14 protein-coding genes are annotated in these 18005 nt (G+C 42.5%); 2 read left to right on the top strand and 12 right to left on the bottom strand.

What is annotated here, in order from left to right; genetic code table 11:
- Positions 1-7: 7 nt before the first annotated feature.
- The 9 genes from AACS90_RS22010 to tpx all read right to left on the bottom strand — a co-directional run bounded on the left by AACS90_RS22010 (position 8) and on the right by tpx (position 11284).
- Complete coding sequence (locus AACS90_RS22010) at positions 8-1234, bottom strand: DotU family type VI secretion system protein (RefSeq protein WP_099121606.1); 1227 nt, start codon at positions 1232-1234, stop codon at positions 8-10.
- Between the two features lie 17 nt (positions 1235-1251).
- Positions 1252-2601 carry a type VI secretion system baseplate subunit TssK gene (gene tssK, locus AACS90_RS22005; protein ID WP_099121517.1) on the bottom strand — a complete coding sequence of 450 codons (1350 nt, stop codon included), beginning with the start codon at positions 2599-2601 and terminating at the stop codon, positions 1252-1254.
- A 13-nt stretch (positions 2602-2614) separates the two neighbouring features.
- Complete coding sequence (tssJ, locus tag AACS90_RS22000) at positions 2615-3103, bottom strand: type VI secretion system lipoprotein TssJ (protein WP_099121516.1); 489 nt, start codon at positions 3101-3103, stop codon at positions 2615-2617.
- A 160-nt stretch (positions 3104-3263) separates the two neighbouring features.
- Positions 3264-3653 carry a DUF4150 domain-containing protein gene (locus AACS90_RS21995; protein WP_099108116.1) on the bottom strand — a complete coding sequence of 130 codons (390 nt, stop codon included), beginning with the start codon at positions 3651-3653 and terminating at the stop codon, positions 3264-3266.
- 9 nt (positions 3654-3662) lie between these two features.
- A complete protein-coding gene (locus tag AACS90_RS21990; protein ID WP_099121515.1) occupies positions 3663-4289 on the bottom strand; it encodes a DUF3540 domain-containing protein in 627 nt (208 codons plus the stop codon).
- A 14-nt stretch (positions 4290-4303) separates the two neighbouring features.
- Positions 4304-5368: a pentapeptide repeat-containing protein gene (locus AACS90_RS21985; protein ID WP_099121514.1), complete on the bottom strand. Its 1065-nt coding sequence runs from the start codon at positions 5366-5368 to the stop codon at positions 4304-4306.
- Complete coding sequence (locus AACS90_RS21980; protein WP_099121513.1) at positions 5365-7944, bottom strand: DUF2169 family type VI secretion system accessory protein; 2580 nt, start codon at positions 7942-7944, stop codon at positions 5365-5367. The genes AACS90_RS21985 and AACS90_RS21980 overlap by 4 nt, the downstream gene beginning before the upstream one ends.
- A 22-nt stretch (positions 7945-7966) precedes the next feature.
- Entirely contained in the window at positions 7967-10135 is a 2169-nt protein-coding gene (locus AACS90_RS21975) for a type VI secretion system Vgr family protein (RefSeq protein ID WP_099121512.1), read from the bottom strand.
- A gap of 645 nt (positions 10136-10780) precedes the next feature.
- Positions 10781-11284, bottom strand: a complete 504-nt coding sequence (gene tpx / locus AACS90_RS21970; RefSeq protein WP_099121511.1) for a thiol peroxidase — start codon at positions 11282-11284, stop codon at positions 10781-10783.
- 165 nt (positions 11285-11449) lie between these two features.
- On the opposite strand from tpx, the gene AACS90_RS21965 reads away from it, so the two are divergent.
- Positions 11450-13075, top strand: coding sequence for a peptide ABC transporter substrate-binding protein (locus tag AACS90_RS21965; protein ID WP_099121510.1), 1626 nt, complete (start codon positions 11450-11452; stop codon positions 13073-13075).
- Positions 13076-13094: 19 nt separating this feature from the next.
- The gene (gene zntB / locus AACS90_RS21960) at positions 13095-14078 is read left to right on the top strand and encodes a zinc transporter ZntB (protein ID WP_099121509.1); all 984 of its coding nucleotides are present in this window, start codon (positions 13095-13097) and stop codon (positions 14076-14078) included.
- Between the two features lie 246 nt (positions 14079-14324).
- Here the strand turns inward: zntB and ttcA are convergent, their stop codons facing one another.
- The 3 genes from ttcA to nhaB all read right to left on the bottom strand — a co-directional run bounded on the left by ttcA (position 14325) and on the right by nhaB (position 17753).
- Positions 14325-15266: a tRNA 2-thiocytidine(32) synthetase TtcA gene (ttcA, locus tag AACS90_RS21955; protein WP_256376530.1), complete on the bottom strand. Its 942-nt coding sequence runs from the start codon at positions 15264-15266 to the stop codon at positions 14325-14327.
- Between the two features lie 151 nt (positions 15267-15417).
- The gene (dsbB, locus tag AACS90_RS21950) at positions 15418-15936 is read right to left on the bottom strand and encodes a disulfide bond formation protein DsbB (protein ID WP_099121507.1); all 519 of its coding nucleotides are present in this window, start codon (positions 15934-15936) and stop codon (positions 15418-15420) included.
- 266 nt (positions 15937-16202) lie between these two features.
- Complete coding sequence (gene nhaB, locus AACS90_RS21945; protein ID WP_099121506.1) at positions 16203-17753, bottom strand: sodium/proton antiporter NhaB; 1551 nt, start codon at positions 17751-17753, stop codon at positions 16203-16205.
- Positions 17754-18005 lie beyond the last annotated feature (252 nt).

The following is an 18005-nucleotide window of genomic DNA, read 5'->3' as shown; positions in this document are numbered from 1 at the left end:
AGTTTCCTCACTTTATTTGAGCATCAGGAGAAACTAACAGCGTGATTTCTACTCGTCTGTTTTTAGCCCGGTTGGCGGGGGTGTTATTGGGTACCAGAGGATCGCTTGCACCTTTTCCCTCTGTTTTGACGCGTCCCGGCTGCTCCAGATAGCGCTGGAGTTCTTTTTGGACAGATTTGGCTCTGGCCAGCGATAATGCGTAATTAGAGGAAAAAGATGATGAATAAATGGGTACATTATCGGTATATCCGACCACCAGAATTTCACCTTTGTAATGATTCATCTCTTCTGCAATACGTTTGATAACATATAAATAGTTTTTCTTGATGCGAGATGAACCAGATCTGAATACACCATCCCCCTCCAGTGTAATCACATTCTTATCATTCACGGATACGGTTAACAGCCCGGCAGATATTTCAGCTTGCAATCGGCTTCTTAGATTCGGTTTTTCCTTTTTTACTGGTGCAGGAGGTGGTGGCAATGATATTTTTCTGTCGGGCACATTGGGCAGACTGGTCTGGTAGATAGAGGATAAAACCGGGGTAGTGATATTACCCAGTCGCCAGTTCAGGCTGATATACAGGATACAGCCCAAAAAACACAGAAATAGCAGACAAACCCACATGGGTAAGAAAGGTTTCCAGGCTTTATTGGGTTTTTTGAGCAACTGCAAATTAGGTGACAGCTCGGCCGGATAATTGCCCCGGATTGAATGGATCAACTGGTACAGACGTTGTTTTAGTGTTTCCAGCTGAGAACGACCGTTATCCATGATGCGGTAGCGTCCTTCAAACCCTAGCTGGAGACAAAAATTAATCAATTCCAGCAGAAATAAATTCTCTTTGGGGTTTTGTGATAGTTTAGCCAGAAGCTGAAAGAATTTTTCACCACCCCAGGTTTCATTATGAAACGTGACCAATAATCCACTACCTGACCAGACACTACGGCTTCCCCATGGAGTCAGGGCGGCCGCTTCGTCTAAGGCGGTGCACAAACAGTAACGCGCTCCGATAATAACTTCATAGGGTTGGTTTACCTGTTGACATGCGACTTCAAAGCGTCGTATTTCATCGATCAGATGTTGCCGTAAATCTGCAGGATCCGGGTGGGAGGTGGTGTGCCGGATTTTTGGGATCGTATTCAGCAGAGGATTGGCCGCAGCCACCAACGGATTCTCACGGGTGTCATCAGCAAGCCATATCTGATCAGTATGAAGAGCTTCTTGTCTCATCATAGGCGTCGTTACCTTCATTTAGGTTGTTTAGGCTGGTTACGGACAGCCCAAAACTCCATATTTAAACCGGGAAAATCACCCGCCAGATGCAATGCAAAGCCACCGGCTTTATCCATTTGTTTCCACAAATCGCCCTCTTTTTCTAGTTCGAAATAGACATACCCTGAGTGCCAGGGAATTTGCCTAGGCACAGATGGCAAAGCCCGTATTGCAATACCGGGTAACTGCAATTGAACTAATTCACGGATACGCCCGACAGGGGCAATTTTCATCTGAGCCGGAAAATGGCTCATCAGGGTTTCATTCGTGGTTTCAGCATGGACAGCCAGAATAAAGCTGAATGTATTCACCATGTTGGCATTAGGTAGTGTGGCGATATTCAGGCCATGAGAGTATTCAGTGAGTGGTAACTGAATAGCGTGTTCTTCCAGAATGATGGACAACCCCTGACGCAGATGGAACATAAGCTGATTAAAACTCAGGGTCAGATTGTCATGATCATAGAGAGGAAGATTTTCATCAGGAACACGACTTTGGGAGAATGTCGCCAGTTCAGTGGCAAATTGCAGCCATTCGCTGAATAATCTTTCCGGGTGCAATAATGATAAATTGTTTGCGTGGTTTACCTGACCACTGTAGCGATTGACAAGGGACAGTAAGAGAAAGTCCATGATTTCAGAGTCATTATGTCGTCCCAGCTGTAATAAACGCTGGCTTATCTGCTGGCGGCGCTGTTCCAGTAACCCCTGAATATCGGTTACAAACCCGGCTACTTGCGGGCTGGCATAACAGTTGAGCAGGGGAGGAATGAACTGTTGATCAAGATATATTTTATTATCACTGGTTCTATTCACTACGTGAACAATCTTCAATGCAGTCCATTCTGGTGTTAAATCAGATTCCGCCATCAGGCGCAGGCGCATTTTGCCGAATTGTAAAGCAGCACTGCCCACTGACATGGCATTAAAGTCATTGACTTCGGTTTCAAAACTGATGAAACGCGCCAGCGAATTTTTCTGCTCACTGAAAATGACTTCTTCTCTGCCCCGCCGAAAGTGGGGAAGCGCCAGCATGACATTAATGTCGGTCTGATTTTCAGAGAGTTGTAAAGGCTCTGGTGCATTAGCGCCATCAAAACTGAATGGAGTTCCATCCGGAAAAATACCGCTCGCAGAGGAAAGCATAATTTTCCCCTGATTGAGAAATTCCTGATTCAGTTCGAGAGTCAGAAAACCCCAATAATAAGGCAGTTGGGCTTTCCCCCAATCACGGACATAGGCTTCCAGATAGCTTTCAGCCTGCTGGAAGTGATGAGGGCGTAAGAACATCCCTTCTGTCCAAATGACTTTTTCAGATTTATTCATGATTTTCTTCAGTTCATGCAGCACAAGTTAAGTCAGGAGTTAAACCAGAGCCAGTAACTTTAATGCACACCTGTAGCTTGTCAGGTGCAGAACGCCAGAATTTATAAAACGGAGGCTTTGCTGGTACCGATACCGGAAGAGCAATACGCCATTTCTTTCCATCTAATTGCCTGTATTCGGCAACAATTCCAATGTAATGAATTTCTGGCTGATTCTGTTCCAGTAGATGACGGACATGTTCGGTAGGGAGGATAAAAAACCGATCCTCATTGACTAATTTATCCCCCAGCGCTGCTTTCGCGTTGCCCTGAAGCGAAAAAAAGTCTGCCGACATGAACTCTTCTTTTGATTTCAATAGCATAACGTCAATCTTCAGTGGAGCTGAATCATTAACATTTGGTGCAATATTAAAAACTAATTGGTAAGGAGGTAATTTTTCTGGCTGCTGTGATGAGCAGCCTGCCATGATTAATAGAAACGTTAATAAAATTCTTTTCGCCATCCAGCAGTTATCACCCAACAGTTAATTGAATACAACTAATTGAATACAAGGTTTTTATTAAAATATTTCGTTTTTTTCAGTACAAAATATAAGGTAATAAATTTCATGAATTATTAATAATTTTAGTATAGCCAGTATGGAATAAAAGAAAAGTTGGGTATCAGGCTGATAAAATCAGCACCTTGGTTTGGCTTGGCGTAATCCGACAGCCGACAGAGTTGGTCGAGTTCTGCATTGACATGCTGGTTAGCCGCGTCACGGGAGCGCCTTTGATTAACAGAGTATTCGCCCCTAATGTATGCCGTGCTGGTCCCATCACCGTACCGGAAGCCACACCAGTATTAACGCCGGCGTTATCGCCCATAGTCATGGGATAGATTGTCATCAGATTATGGGCTGGTGCTCCTGCAAATAAAATGTTCATGGCATTCGTAATACCGGTAGGTCCCTGAGCCATATTGGGATACGGTATAGGTGTGGAAAAAGGGGGAGTCATACAGACATCAGGGGTAGCCAGATCCATTCCCCCGCTTTGAGTATTGGCAAACATAGTACCTCCTTAACCAATATGAATTTGTTCAGCATCTATTTTGGTAATGGCTTTTGCTGACATCATGGTATTTTGGGCATGCAGGCGCAGGTAGTTTTCAGCCTGTATATCTAACTGGCCTGCCCGTACTTGTTCTGTCTGTGTGGTATGACGAAACAGGCGGTGACTGAGTTGCGTGACGGTCTGCCAGACTGATTCAAGTTTATTGCCAATCAATTGGGTCACTGACACCCATGCAGAGAGAGATTCACCCGTGTATTGCATTTTCTTGATATGGCATTGCCCATCGTTGGCATCAATATGCAATCCTTCGCTGTTTAAATGTAAATTACCCTGAGGCGCAATAGTCAAATCACCGGGTACGCTGATTTCTGCCGATTGTTGTTGTTCAGGGCGTTCTAATATAGCCAGCACCCAGAGTTGCCCCTCTACTTTTGTGAGTAATACGGTATCACCGAGTTCAGGTGTCAGTAAGCAACTGGCAGCCCGTCGGCAATGCCATCCCCGGCTGTGGCTTTCCACCATTAAGCTACCGTCCTGAAGGCGGCTGATAACCTGTCCGGCAACCTGTTGTGAGGGTTCATCCGTAAGCAAAGGTGAAGAAAGTGTATAGGACGCGTAAGAAAGTTCTGACATTTTAGTTCTCCTGATTAAATCTTGCGTTGTAGCTCCCACTCTTCGGCGGCAAACAGTTCAGGATCATTTTCCAGAATGCCATTACGATCGGAGAACAATGCCCCAGCCTGTTCAGCACGATGAAAAAGTGTTCGCATAAAATGCGTGGTACGAAAATCACTGTTGCTGACATTGGCGTAGGAAAGATCGGCATAGGTCATGTCAGCACCGGTAAACTGGGCATTGACGGCATGAACTTTATGCATAATGGCCTGTATTAGCTGGCTTTGTCTGAAGTCAGCGGATTCGAGACAGGCACTGACAAAAATAGACTGGATAAATAAGCTGTTGCTGCAATGTGCCCGAGTCAAATCCGCTTCGATAAATAGGGACTGGGTCGCGTTAACATTGGATAATACTGCTCCCTGTAAACCCGCTCCTTTGAAGTTACAGTTGGTTAATCTGGCATGGCTGAAATTCACGGCTTCAAGCTGACAACCGGTAAACTGACATTCCTGAAATTGTTGTTGTTGATAGTCCTGACCTCGCAGATCACATTCAAAAAAAACTGCTTTTGTGAATTTACTGGCAGAAAAGTGCGTTTTCCGTAAATTCTGGCGAAAAAAGGTAACCAGAAAAAGATCGCTGGAAGTGATGCGGGCCTGATCAAGCGATGAGTCAATAAAGGCAATTCGCTTAAGATCGCTGTGATTGAAATCGGCTTCTTGCAGAATACTTGAGGTAAATTGAGAGTTGTTCTGTATTGTTTCTGTAAAGCGGGTTTTCTTTAAATCACATTGATTAAACAGGCTGTTGGTTATGTGGCTTTTATCGAAGGTGGCACTCGCCAGACTGCACTGTTCAAAAACACTCTGTTCGAAGAGGGCGGAATCAAATGTTGCCTCTTTGAACTGACAGGCGGTAAAAATGGTATCTTTCAGTTGAGCGTGGGCAAAATCAGCACCGGAGAAATCGACTTCTTTGAATATTCCGTCGGTTAAATCCCGCTGGGCTAGTGAGATATGTGCCAGACTGACTTTTTCAATGATGTCACCCTGTTTGATTTTCGCGATTAGTTCATCTGCTGACAGTGAATTCATATCACTTCCTTATCGCGTTTAGGCAATGTTTTGATACCTTGCAGATAGGCACCTTCAAACTGGGTTGAATCATCAATGACAGACTGAGACATATCGGCCCGAAATAAATTCGCGCCGCGTAAATCAGTACCATGCAAACTACATTTCTGCATCAGAGCACCCATCAGGCTGGCATTATTCAACAGAGCCTCCCGAAAATCCGTTCTGATGAAAATACTTTTTGTTGCATTCAGATGTTGCATATCGGCTGACCGGCAGTCAGCTTCACTCAAATCGCTGTTATTCAGCATAGCGGAATGAAATCGAGCCTGAACCAACGGCATCTGACGCAAATTACACTCAGTCAGTGTTGCCTGAGTAAAATCAGCCTGATTAAGTGTACTGTTCATCACAAAAGCACAATTCAACAGGCTTGCTGAACAGAATCGGATGTGATTGACTTCCGTTTCTACCCATGAACAACTTTCACATTGTGCTTCATCAAAAACGGCTTGTTCCAGTTTACACTTAAGAAAAATGACTTTATTCAGTATTGCATGATTAAAGCTGAGAGCGGGTAATTCCAGTTCTGTCAGTGTACAGTTATTCCATTGTGAATAGTGAAAATCACAATGTGTAATAAAGACTTGTCTCAGTAAAAGATCGGTGAATGTGGAGTGGTTGAATTGACAATGATCAAATAGGGTTTCCTGCAATTGGACCTCTTTGAAATCGGTATTGGAAAAGTCACTCTGCTCACATTTAGCCAGTACCAGATTCGCTTTATCCAGTTTCACGCCAGACAGGGAAGTATGACAAAATTCTGCTCTGGCCAGCATTGCTTCACTGAAATCCGCTTTATCCAGTTGGCTGTGATTAAAACAGGCACTTTCCAATAATGCGCCGGAAAAGTTTGCACCACGTAGATCCATATTGGATAAATCTGCACCAGTAAAATCCATGCCACTGAAATTACCACCTTGCTCCATAATTTTTTGTGCCCGTTTGCGGATAATTTCTGATAACTCACCCTTCAGTCGCAAAGCAGGATTCTGGGATTGCACCGTCAAAAAATAGGTATCACGTAGCGACTGTTCAATTTGTGCCAGTTCTTGATCGTTCAATCCGGTGTGCTGCTGTTGCTTACGTAATATATCCCGTGTTGAATAAATTCCTTCCGGTCCTTTGGTTTTACTCTCCGGAAGAGATAAATACGTATCGATACCCTGTTCTTTTGCTTTGGCAATTATCTCTGTTTGTTTCAGCTCGGCTTCGGCTTTTTTTTGATCGGCCTCCTGTTCGATTTTTTCCATGAATTCTGGTAGTTCATCCAGTCGGGGGCTGGTTGAAGGTACTGCGACCGGAGAAGTGGGTGGGATCATTGTATTGATATCATAACCCTGTTCAGCTAAACGCGCTGCTTGCTGTTCATGGAGGAGCTTTTGACGCCTAAGTACCGATTCCTGTATCGGGCTGCTTTCTACTGAGGACTCTGTATCTATCCATGGGCCGATAATGTCCTCAGGAATAAGATCTTTTTCCCTGAACGTGTATAACACACCTTTTTCTTTGTCCATGCGCTGTCTGGCTACTTCCAGATAATGGCTGGCGGGTAGCGGGCTATCCTGTTGCTCCAGTGCGGATATCATCTGTAAGACATCGGCTGCATCATCTTCATTTATTCGTGTACTTCCGTGCCATATCAGGAGCATTTGCTCCAGATGAGGGAAAAACCATACGGTTGTCTGGCGCATAACAATTTCTTCGTCAATCTCTTCATTAAGACGTAACCGTTTGATAAAACAGCGCGCATTCCATGCTGGCAGACGGCCTTCCTGCACCGGTTTTTTGGGGTGCATGTTCTCAATCCGCCATGCAGCTTTAACCGGCAGGGCAGGCAGTTGCTCCCACCACTGATCCTGTGGCGCGGCATTAAATAACCGCCAGTCAATATCATGGGCATATCCCGGAAATTCGTTTTCCAGCCATTCCTTATCATATTGCTTACCAATGCGTTCAAACCGGCGTGGCCATGTAAAATCCAGTGGGCAAAAACTGGCAGGTTCAGGGATATCTTCCGGGGATAATAATTGCTTATGGAAAGCTTCAATATTAGGTAACCGATGAATTTTATTGCCGTTTTCCAGTATTTCCGGCGTGAAGCCAATGCCGTGTGGGTTATCATCATAACCTTCCCCTCCAAAAGCCCGGCTCCAGTCCAGTCGCATTTGTTCAAAAGCCTGAGGTTTTGAAGAAGTATCACCCACCCAGTAACGATCACCAAAAACAGCCAGTTTTTTTTCCAATTGATCAACTTTAATACGCACATTACAGGCGGTTTTATCAGTCTGATGATGGGTATAGGCATACCCAGTCGCCAGAAATTCGGGTAGGGATTTAGGCATGGCAAGGTCAATAATACCATTACAGGTTTTCAGTTCTTTTTCTGCCAGTTGCCAAAGTTCAGGCTCAGGCCGCAGACGGGGAGCTAATCCCATATCGACCAGAGCCATAACAGTGACGCCGAGATGATTTTTCTGCATCCAGCGATAAGGCCGATAAAGCATACTTAAGCGTAGTGGTTTGATGATTTTCATTGAAGTATTGACTGTTAAATTATCAGACAAACAAATGTAGGGAAGAAGCAATGAGTCGGATGTTTGATTGTGCAACAGCAAGTGCGTTTGCGGCTACATTGACATCATTTTTTGTAATATTTACGCCTGTTTTACTTAGATTGATTACAGTAACACCGACGGAAATTCCTGTAATGGATGTAACAAGCTCATTGGCTGAGACACTAGTGTGAGTGGTGGATGCACTAAAACCCGTGGCAGAAATACTAAATCCTGTGGCACTTATTTTACCGATACTGGAAGAAAATATAGACGTTGGGCAATCCATCACAATATTAGTATCACTTTTGAGTGTAATGAGACTAGGGCTGTTGATTAGCGTTGTTCCGGTAATATTTTGAGTCCAGTTTCCATCAATTTTGGCAGTTAAATTGCCTGTGAGTTTGTAAGTATCTCCACCATCGATTTCGGTGTTTCGCCCTTTTTTAATGGTTCGTTGCTGCCCTTTATCAATCGTTAAGGTATCTTTGCCGTTGACAGTCGTATCCCGATTATCTTTGTAGGTGAAATTCGCTTTACCTGTCACCGTGTCTGTTTGTTCTTTTTTAATTTCCGTAGTACGCTTCCCATCAATTTTGACCGTCTTATCTTTTTCAACGGAGATATTCATATCCCGCTCTGCGTGCAGATCAAATAACTCCTTATCCGGTTCATCATCCATAAAAAGATAGTTAGCCTGATCATGCTTACCATTTTTGGTATTTGACATCACACCACTGCGAGTTTCATGTTTGGGAAGTTCCCACGGCGGCATATTTTCATTGTTATAAGTACTACCGATAACAAAAGGTTTATCCGGGTCGCCATTGACAAAACTGATAACAACTTCTTCTCCCACACGGGGAACGTTGATACTGCCGTAACGCCAGCCAGCCCAACGTGTTGCTACACGTATCCAGCAGGAACTGGTATCGTCTTTTTTATCTGTTTTATCCCAACGGAATTTCACTTTTATCCGGCCATACTTATCAGTCCATATCGGTTTATTTTTAGGGCCTGTTACGACCGCAGTTTCAACACCGGTTGCTTTTGGCCAGAGCGTGATGGCTTGTGGTTTCCAATGGACATTGGAGGGGATAGCTTCAAACTGAACAATATTTTTGTCAGGATTATCATCATCACTATCATCGTCATCACTATCATACTCAAAGACTGAGCCATAATCGGATTCATAAAATGAATATTGTGCCCCGGTAATCAGATAATCATTGTAATCATCCCCTTTGATACTATTAGGCAGAGAGAGTGTGAAAGTGTGGCCCGGAGCCATTCCCAATACATTGCCTGACCCATTAATCAGTTCACTTTGTGCTTCTGAAGCCTGTTGAAGTATACGGACATAAAATTGCCCCTGATCACCTTTTATAAAGCGTCCCGGCCACATAAATATCTCTGTACTATCAACAGAACTGAGCGATGTTTGAGTGAGAGACTGTAATTTAGCCCGGGGTTTACGAAAATCGTAGTCATCAGTACTGAAACTGTTGGGGATAGTCGAACTGCTAATATTCCAAGTATAGATATATTCTTGGTCCAGTTTCCTGAATATGCTACCGACACTGAAATATTTAATCGTGTCATACCCCGGCATTGGATAATGCATTTGGGGCATATCGACTAATACCATAGTGTGGTTGCCATTCTCATGTTTAAAGTAATAATAAATACCTTCATGCGCCATTAGACGATGAATAAAATCGAAATCAGTTTCGTTATATTTAACGCAATATTCCCATGGGCGATAATTTTCTATGAGATTATCTTCAAAATTAACATTGGCACCCTGTAATACTGTAGTGACAATCTCAGGTACGGTTTTTTCCTGCCAGATGCTATAACCGGATTTCTTTTTTAGTTCCGAAAGCTTAGGCCTTACTGTAGCAGTATATAAATAAAGCCTGTCATCATATTTATAAAATGGCGAATAAGAGATCTTTTCTATATAGCCACTTAAATATCTTGTTTGTTTTGACGGGGTTTTTATTTCTACGGTAAGTACAGTATTATGAAGAGATATAGGATCAGATAATCTATTTTTACTCAGTAATTCGATCTCAAATTCATAAGGTTCCGATAATCTTTCTATTCCTTTAAGTGATTTAAAGTATAACTCTTCGCCGGATGAAGTATGTGCGATAAACTGTCTTTCCATAATATGGACTCGCTTGTATGCAAAGCTACCGCCTATTCCGGCCGGATGCGGGAATATATGATAGCTGGTGGAACTTACTGTTGTGAGGCATTTCGGATATACTATATAAGTATGTAGTTGTTGGTTTCTGATATTGAGTTAAGCACAGTAGTCAGAATGTGTAATCACCAAAGAATGTTTTATTTAAGAAATATATAACTTGTGTTTATATTTTATCTTGATTGAAAAAGACAATCTTATGTATTGTTTTGTTTTTATTGTATAAAATAATTTCAGATTACTTAAATAGGAAATTATAAGTAATTATATTAAATTAATGAATTATACCGGGGTGAACTTATTTCTAATACCATAAAATATGGTTAATTATATTAGGATGATGTATCTGTATTTAAGATAATCTTAAAAATAAAAATTACTGATAATTCATTTATCGTTTAAATTAATGTGTCATATCTAATAAATAAAAAAATAAAGTTAACAAAGTGATAAGTTTGAGAGCGATGAGTGTAATAGGATGCTATTATCTGTTTGGTTATATTTAAGATATTTTGAAATAAGAATAGAGAGGGGAAGCGGGGGAAAGAAAAGATAAAATTGGCGGTAACAGCATAATAATTACCGCCAGAGGTTCTTTATAACGAATTATTTCAGTGCTGCTAATGCGCTGTCATAATCAGGCTCGTTAGTAATTTCATCTACGAGCTGGCTATAAATAACATTATTGTTTTCATCCAGAACAATGACAGCACGTGCAGTCAATCCACCTAATGGACCCTGGCTAATGGCTACACCGTAATTTTCCTGAAACTCACCACCACGCAGTGTTGATAGAGTGACAACATTTGAAAGGCCTTCAGAGCCACAAAAACGGGATTGTGCAAAAGGCAGGTCGGCTGAAATGCAAAGTACGACAGTATTGTTCAGTTCACCGGCATGTTGGTTGAATTTGCGTACAGAAGTTGCACAAACGCCGGTATCAATGCTTGGGAATATATTGAGTACCTTACGTTTCCCTACATATTGGCTCAGTGCCACGTCAGTAAGATCTTTAGCTACCAGCGTAAATTCTTTTGCTGTTTCACCTGTTTGTGGAAAATGCCCAGCTACGGTGATATCGCTACCTTGGAACTTGACGGTTTGTGTCATGGTTTTATCCCTCTATATAAGTAAACTGCGGTGCCAGTGTAATGGAATAGTGCGATCTTGCCCACAAAAATAGCTGTAATATTTATAAATACTCATCTATTGTTTAATTAACAGTGTCTTATAATTTATTTTAGGATAATTATTAGACCAAAAGAGTAAATATTTATGCATAATTTTACCTTGTTCCCTTCTGTATTACTGATGACAGGGCTTTCCTTACCTCTTTCTGTTTATGCTGCTGATGTTCCTGTAGGAACTCAGTTAGACCCTCATCAGGAGCTGGTTCGCCATCTGAAAGATGAACCAGCATCACTCGACCCGATTAAGTCTTTCGGTTTAATAGAAGCGCAGGTGTTGCGTGATTTACTGGAAGGTCTCGTCAATCAGGATGCTTATGGTAAGCCTGTTCCGGGAGTTGCGATTAACTGGAAGACGACAGATAACAAAACATGGATATTTACGCTACGACAGGATGCCCGCTGGTCTAATGGTGACAAAGTCACGGCCTCTGATTTTGTATATAGCTGGCAGAGGTTGGTTAATCCTAAAAATGCCTCTTCATTTTCTTGGTTTGCTGCTTTGGCAGGAATTCAGAATGCCCAGAAAATTATAGACGGTAAATTACCCCCGGAAAAATTAGGTGTTGAAGCTCTTGATGCTTATACAGTAAAAGTTACGCTGGATCGCCCAGTGCCTTATTTCCCCAATATGACTACTCACTTTAGCCTTTATCCGGTGAATAAACAGAGCGTTGAAAAATACGGTAATGACTGGACCAAAGTAGGCCATTTGGTCGGTAACGGCGCTTTCATGCTAACGGGACGTGTAGTCAATGAAAAAATTGTTTTGTCGCCTAACCCTTATTACTGGGATCACAAGAAAACAGTACTGAAGAAAGTGACGTTTGTACCAATCAATCAGGAATCTCATGCGGTTAACCGCTATCTGGCAGGGGATTTGGATATTACTGAATCTTTCCCTAAGAATATGTACCACAAGTTACTGCATGATATCCCGGGAGAGGTGTTCACACCCGATCAACTGGGAACGTATTATTACGCATTTAATACTCAGCGGGCACCGACTAATGATATCCGTGTCCGGCAGGCGCTTGCCATGACCATCAATAAGAATCTGGTTGCAGAAAAGATATTAGGTACAGGCGAAAAACCCGCATGGCATTTTACACCTGACGTTACGGCTGGTTTTCATCCAGAAAAAAGTCAGCAACAGATTATAACTCAGCAGGAGAGAGATAGAAGAGCAAGATTACTGCTCAAAGAGGCAGGTTATGGCCCTGATCATCCGTTAAAACTTTCTTTGCTCTACAACAATTTAGAAAATAATCAACGTATTGCCATTGCAGTCAGTTCAGAGTGGAAGAAAAAACTGGGCGTTGAGGTGAAGTTAGTCAATCAGGAATGGAAAACTTACGTCGATAACCGCAATACCGGTAATTTTGATGTAGTCCGGGCATCATGGACCGGAGATTATAATGAACCATCAAGTTTCTTATCACTTTTGACATCAACGCACAGCGGAAATCTGGCCAAATTTCATAACCCAGCTTATGACGCTTTGTTAAAAGAGGCTAGTCTGGAAACAGACGATGCCGCCAGAAACAGGGATTATAATCAGGCTGAAAAAATGATTGAAGAACAGGCTCCGATTGTTCCTATTTATCAGTACACTAATGGTCGGTTAATCAAAAAATGGTTAAAAGGATACCCGATCACCAATCCTGAAGATGTGGCTTATAGCCATACTATGTATATCATTAAAAAACATTAAATGTTGAACAGGAGCGGATGTGGAAACGATTTATGGCTCAGCATTTAAAGATTCAAATGCTGTGTATGCCTGCCAATTGAACGGGAAGGGTGGTACTACAGGTTTTAGCGAAAATGTATCTGCAACGGCAGGGCAACCATTCTGGCAGCATCTTGATTATAAAAATCAGGGAAGTTATCAATGGATTATGAAAACTAACCAACTACCAGTTCCGGTAAAAGAAGGGCTGGTGGGTGAGAGTATTCGGCCCAAACTCATTCGTACCGGTGAAGGGGCGATGATTATGTTGCGGACAATTAACCGCAATGACAATGCCCGCTCCGATCACTTGGTATCGTTTCGCATCTACATTAATGACAAGATAATTATTTCCAGTAGCCATAGAAAAGTCTATCCGGTTGATCAGGTTCTGGCTGATTTAAATAATGGCGTAGGAGCAAAAAACACAGGGCACTGGCTGGTTGAAATCGCCGATGCGATTACCGACGAAGTGAACGATTTTATTGAAGAGTTACATGACAACCTGATTGAGTTTGAGGATAACATTCTGGAACAGAAGATCCCCGGACGAGGTGAGTTAGTGTTATTACGTAAGCAATTGATTGTTCTTCGTCGGTATATGGCACCCCAGCGAGATGTTTTGACACGACTGTCCAGTGAGAAGTTACCGTGGATGAGTGACGAGGCTCGTCATCTGATTCAGGAAGTCTCTGATCGTCTCGGGCGTGGGCTGGATGATTTGGATAGCTGTATCGCAAGGACAGCGGTGCTTGCCGATGAGATTACTTCTATTATGGCGGATGCGATGAACCGGCGTATTTACATGATGTCGTTATTAACAATGATATTCTTACCAAGTACTTTTTTAACCGGCTTATTTGGCGTTAACCTTGGCGGGATCCCCGGAAATAAGGATGAATTTGGTTTTGGTTTATTCAGCCTGCTGCTGTCGTTGTTGATAGCGGGATTCGCATGGTGGTTAAAGCGAAGTAAGTGGTTATAGGGAAAATTGCGACTGTCGTGAGTTCTGAACCGAATGTTCATTGAATCTGATGGTTAATTTCATTCGGATTTGAGATATATCAATAATCAGTATCTCAAGTTGAGGCACTATAACCCTGCAGGTGAATACAACGTTGAGCGATGAACGTTGTGCTCCATGATTGTAGTGTTTCTCATATTGAGTTTTATACCGATTAAAATTGACATTATGCCGATACTAAAATCCTTAGCATCGGCTATTTTTTTATTACTTTATTTCGATAATATCCAGCCGATCCGCCTGAAAATCAATTTGCTCATCAGGGTCAATAGCAGGTTGTACGGGTAACTCCTCTCGATCAAAAGCCAGATCCCCTCCAGCAATAATTTCACTGTCGTGATTAATGCTTTTGAAGTCGAACAGATTAAAATCGCTGAGATGTGATGGAACCACGTTCTGTACCGCCCGGAACATAGTTTCAATACGTCCGGGATAGCGTTTGTCCCAGTCACGCAGCATATCCTTGATAACCTGACGTTGCAGGTTTGGCTGTGAGCCACACAAATTACAAGGGATAATGGGAAATGCTTTCGCTTCTGCGTAGCGTTCAATATCTTTTTCCCGGCAGTAAGCCAGCGGGCGTATAACAATGTGTTTACCATCATCACTGATCAGTTTAGGTGGCATACCTTTTAATTTGCCGCCATAAAACATATTCAGAAAGACGGTTTGCAGGATGTCATCACGATGATGTCCCAGAGCGATTTTGGTTGCGCCCAGTTCAGTGGCGGTGCGGTATAAAATACCACGGCGCAGCCGGGAGCACAGAGAGCAGGTTGTTTTTCCTTCCGGGATTTTTTCTTTGACAATACCGTAGGTATTCTCTTCAACAATCTTATACTCGACGCCCAGCTCATCCAGATAAGCCGGAAGGATATGCTCAGGAAAACCTGGTTGCTTTTGATCCAGATTGACGGCAATAAGCGAAAAGTTAATCGGGGCACTTTTTTGCAGGTTCTGCAAAATAGACAGCAGGGTGTAGCTGTCTTTGCCACCAGAAAGGCAGACCATAATGCGATCGCCTTCTTCGATCATATTAAAATCTGCAATGGCTTGCCCGACATCACGACGCAGGCGCTTTTGTAATTTATTAAAATTATACTGTTCTTTTTGAGTATTCATTTCTGGTTGTTCTTTACTGTTTCTGATGGCTGTTCGACTAAAGGCCCTTAAAAAATTACGATGATTTTATGGCGGAGAACATGAAAAGGAAACAATAATAGCGGATAGGAAGGGATTATCAATTAGAGTTAGCGAAAAAGGCTGCTTTCCCCATACAGGAAAGACAGCCTTTTTGTTCTTAATACTTATATTTCAGCCGGAAAAACTGGCTGATCAGAACCAGAATACCCACTAATAAATAAGCAGCAAAAACACCAATCAGCCATTGCGGCATATCCAGTGTCAGAAATGACCATTGTTTTATTGAACAATCGCCAAAAGCCTGAAACACCGAAGGAAGCCATTCATTTAACGGCAGCCATGACGGAAATCTGACAAAAAATTCACAGGTATTAAAAGGGCTGGGGTATAACTGCATCATGGTATGATCCCATGCCAGTTGTAATCCGTGCCATGAGCTATAAAGCCAGAGTAAAATAGCCAACCAGCGCAGCGGAGTTTTGGGGGCGATAGCTCCCAGCAGGGCTGCCCCGAAAATACCGAACAGAGCAACACGCTCATAAATGCACATTACACAGGGCTGTAACTGCTTAACATGTTGAAAATAAAGAGCAACAAACTCCAGTAAAAGAGCTGTTAACGCCATTAACAACCATGCGCTTCGCCCTTGGGAACTCCATTTTAGACAATGTAACATTCTTCTTCTTCCCGTATCGTATATATAGGTAGCCGTTTATTCTGCCGTTTCTTAAATCACAAAAGAATCAATTTAAGGTCAATTACGTTGTTTTTTTAAATTATATCCATCCTCTTTCAAACTGCTTTTTTGTTGACGGTGCAAATTCGTTCCTTTGCCGCCGGAGGCAACATGAAATCGACTGGATATTCGAAGGGATAAAAAAAACCGGATAGGGGGATTTTACACCCTATCCGGCAGAATTCCTTAATAATAAATATAAGGGATTATTGTGGGATAACCCAGCCAAGTTTTACCAGATATTCAGTAGCAGGCAGTAGCCAAAATTCAACACACAGCAGACCCACAAGGGTCATCACAATTGTGTAAGGTAGAGCCATTAGCACCATACGCCCATAAGACAGGCGGATCAGTGGCGATAGCGCAGATGTCAGCAGGAACAGGAAAGCAGCCTGTCCGTTTGGTGTCGCTACGGATGGTAGGTTGGTGCCTGTATTAATGGCCACAGCTAAAAATTCATATTGCTGCGGTGAAATAAGACCACTTTTAAGCGCAGTCAGAGCTTCATTAATATACACAGTACCTACAAATACGTTGTCAGATACTGCGGAAAGCAGACCATTAAACAGATAAAACAGGGAAAGCTGTGACGCTGGTGAGGATTGCAATACAAACTGAATAAATGGGGTAAATAGTTGTTGATCAATAATGACCGCAACCACAGAAAAGAAGACAGTCAGTAATGCAGTAAACGGTAAGGCTTCCTCAAAGGCTTTACCTAAAGCATGTTCTTCAGTAATACCACAAAAAGCAGTAGCCATAATAATCACTGACAGGCCAATCAACCCGACTTCAGCTAGGTGGAACGCCAAAGCCACAATCAGCCAGATGCCGATTAAAGCCTGAACAACAAGCTGAGCTTTTTCCTGACGGGTACGTTTTTCACCGGCTTTTTTCGCATAGTCTTCCAAAACAGAACGGACACGCTCAGGTAGTTCGGCACCGTAACCAAACAGTTTGAAATGTTCAACCAACAGACAAACCAGCAGCCCACAGATAAAAACAGGTACGGTGACAGGAGACATACGGATAAAGAATGTTACGAAATCCCAGCCAACATGTTTTGCGATGATCAGGTTTTGTGGTTCACCGACCATCGTCATCACACCACCTAATGCCGTACCGACGCCGGCATGCATCATCAGGCTGCGCAGAAATGCCCGGAATTGATCCAGTGTCTGTCTTTTATCTTCATTATCAATAAATTGATCATCGTTAAGATCTGCGCTGCCATTATTCTGGCTGGAAAGATAACGGTGATAAATAGAATAAAAGCCAACAGATACGCTGATAACAACGGCTATAACTGTCAGGGCATCAAGAAAAGCAGATAAAAATGCACTTGCCAGACAGAAGGCCAGTGCCAGCATTTTTTTGGAACGAATGCTCAAGAGTAGTTTAGTGAAAACAAATAGCAGAAGTTGCTTCATGAAGTAAATACCGGCAACCATGAAAATCAGCAGCAGGATAACTTCCAGATTATTGCTGATTTCATGCCCTATCTGTTTTGGAGAGGTCATGCCGATAAGCACAGCTTCAATAGCAAGTAAGCCTCCCGGCTGCAACGGATAGCATTTTAACGCCATTGCCAGTGTGAAGATAAATTCCACAACGAGCATCCAGCCTGCAACGAAGGGGCTGACATAGAAAAAAACCAGTGGATTGATGATAAGAAAAACAATGATAGCCAATTTGTACCAATCCGGCGAATTGCCGAGAAAGTTTTTCACCACTGCACGTCGGATACTGATTTCCATTATTATTAATATTCCTCTTCTGTGGATACATGGGACATTTCTAAAGCACAACATACCCGTTGTTTTTCCAGTTACCTCTCTGTTGGTTGCGCTCACTTATTCCAGTCATATAGTGAATTATGCTCTGGGAGGCGCTTCCTGGCTGTCTTGATGCAACTCGAAATACATTGAATATCGTACGCTCTAACTGGTGGTAATTTAAGGGGATAATCTCATAATTAATTGGGTAATAATTATATTTTTTTATGACCT

The sequence above is a fragment of the Xenorhabdus sp. KK7.4 genome (genome assembly GCF_963876465.1).
GTDB lineage: Bacteria > Pseudomonadota > Gammaproteobacteria > Enterobacterales > Enterobacteriaceae > Xenorhabdus > Xenorhabdus stockiae.
This window is presented reverse-complemented; position numbering and strand designations above follow the sequence as displayed.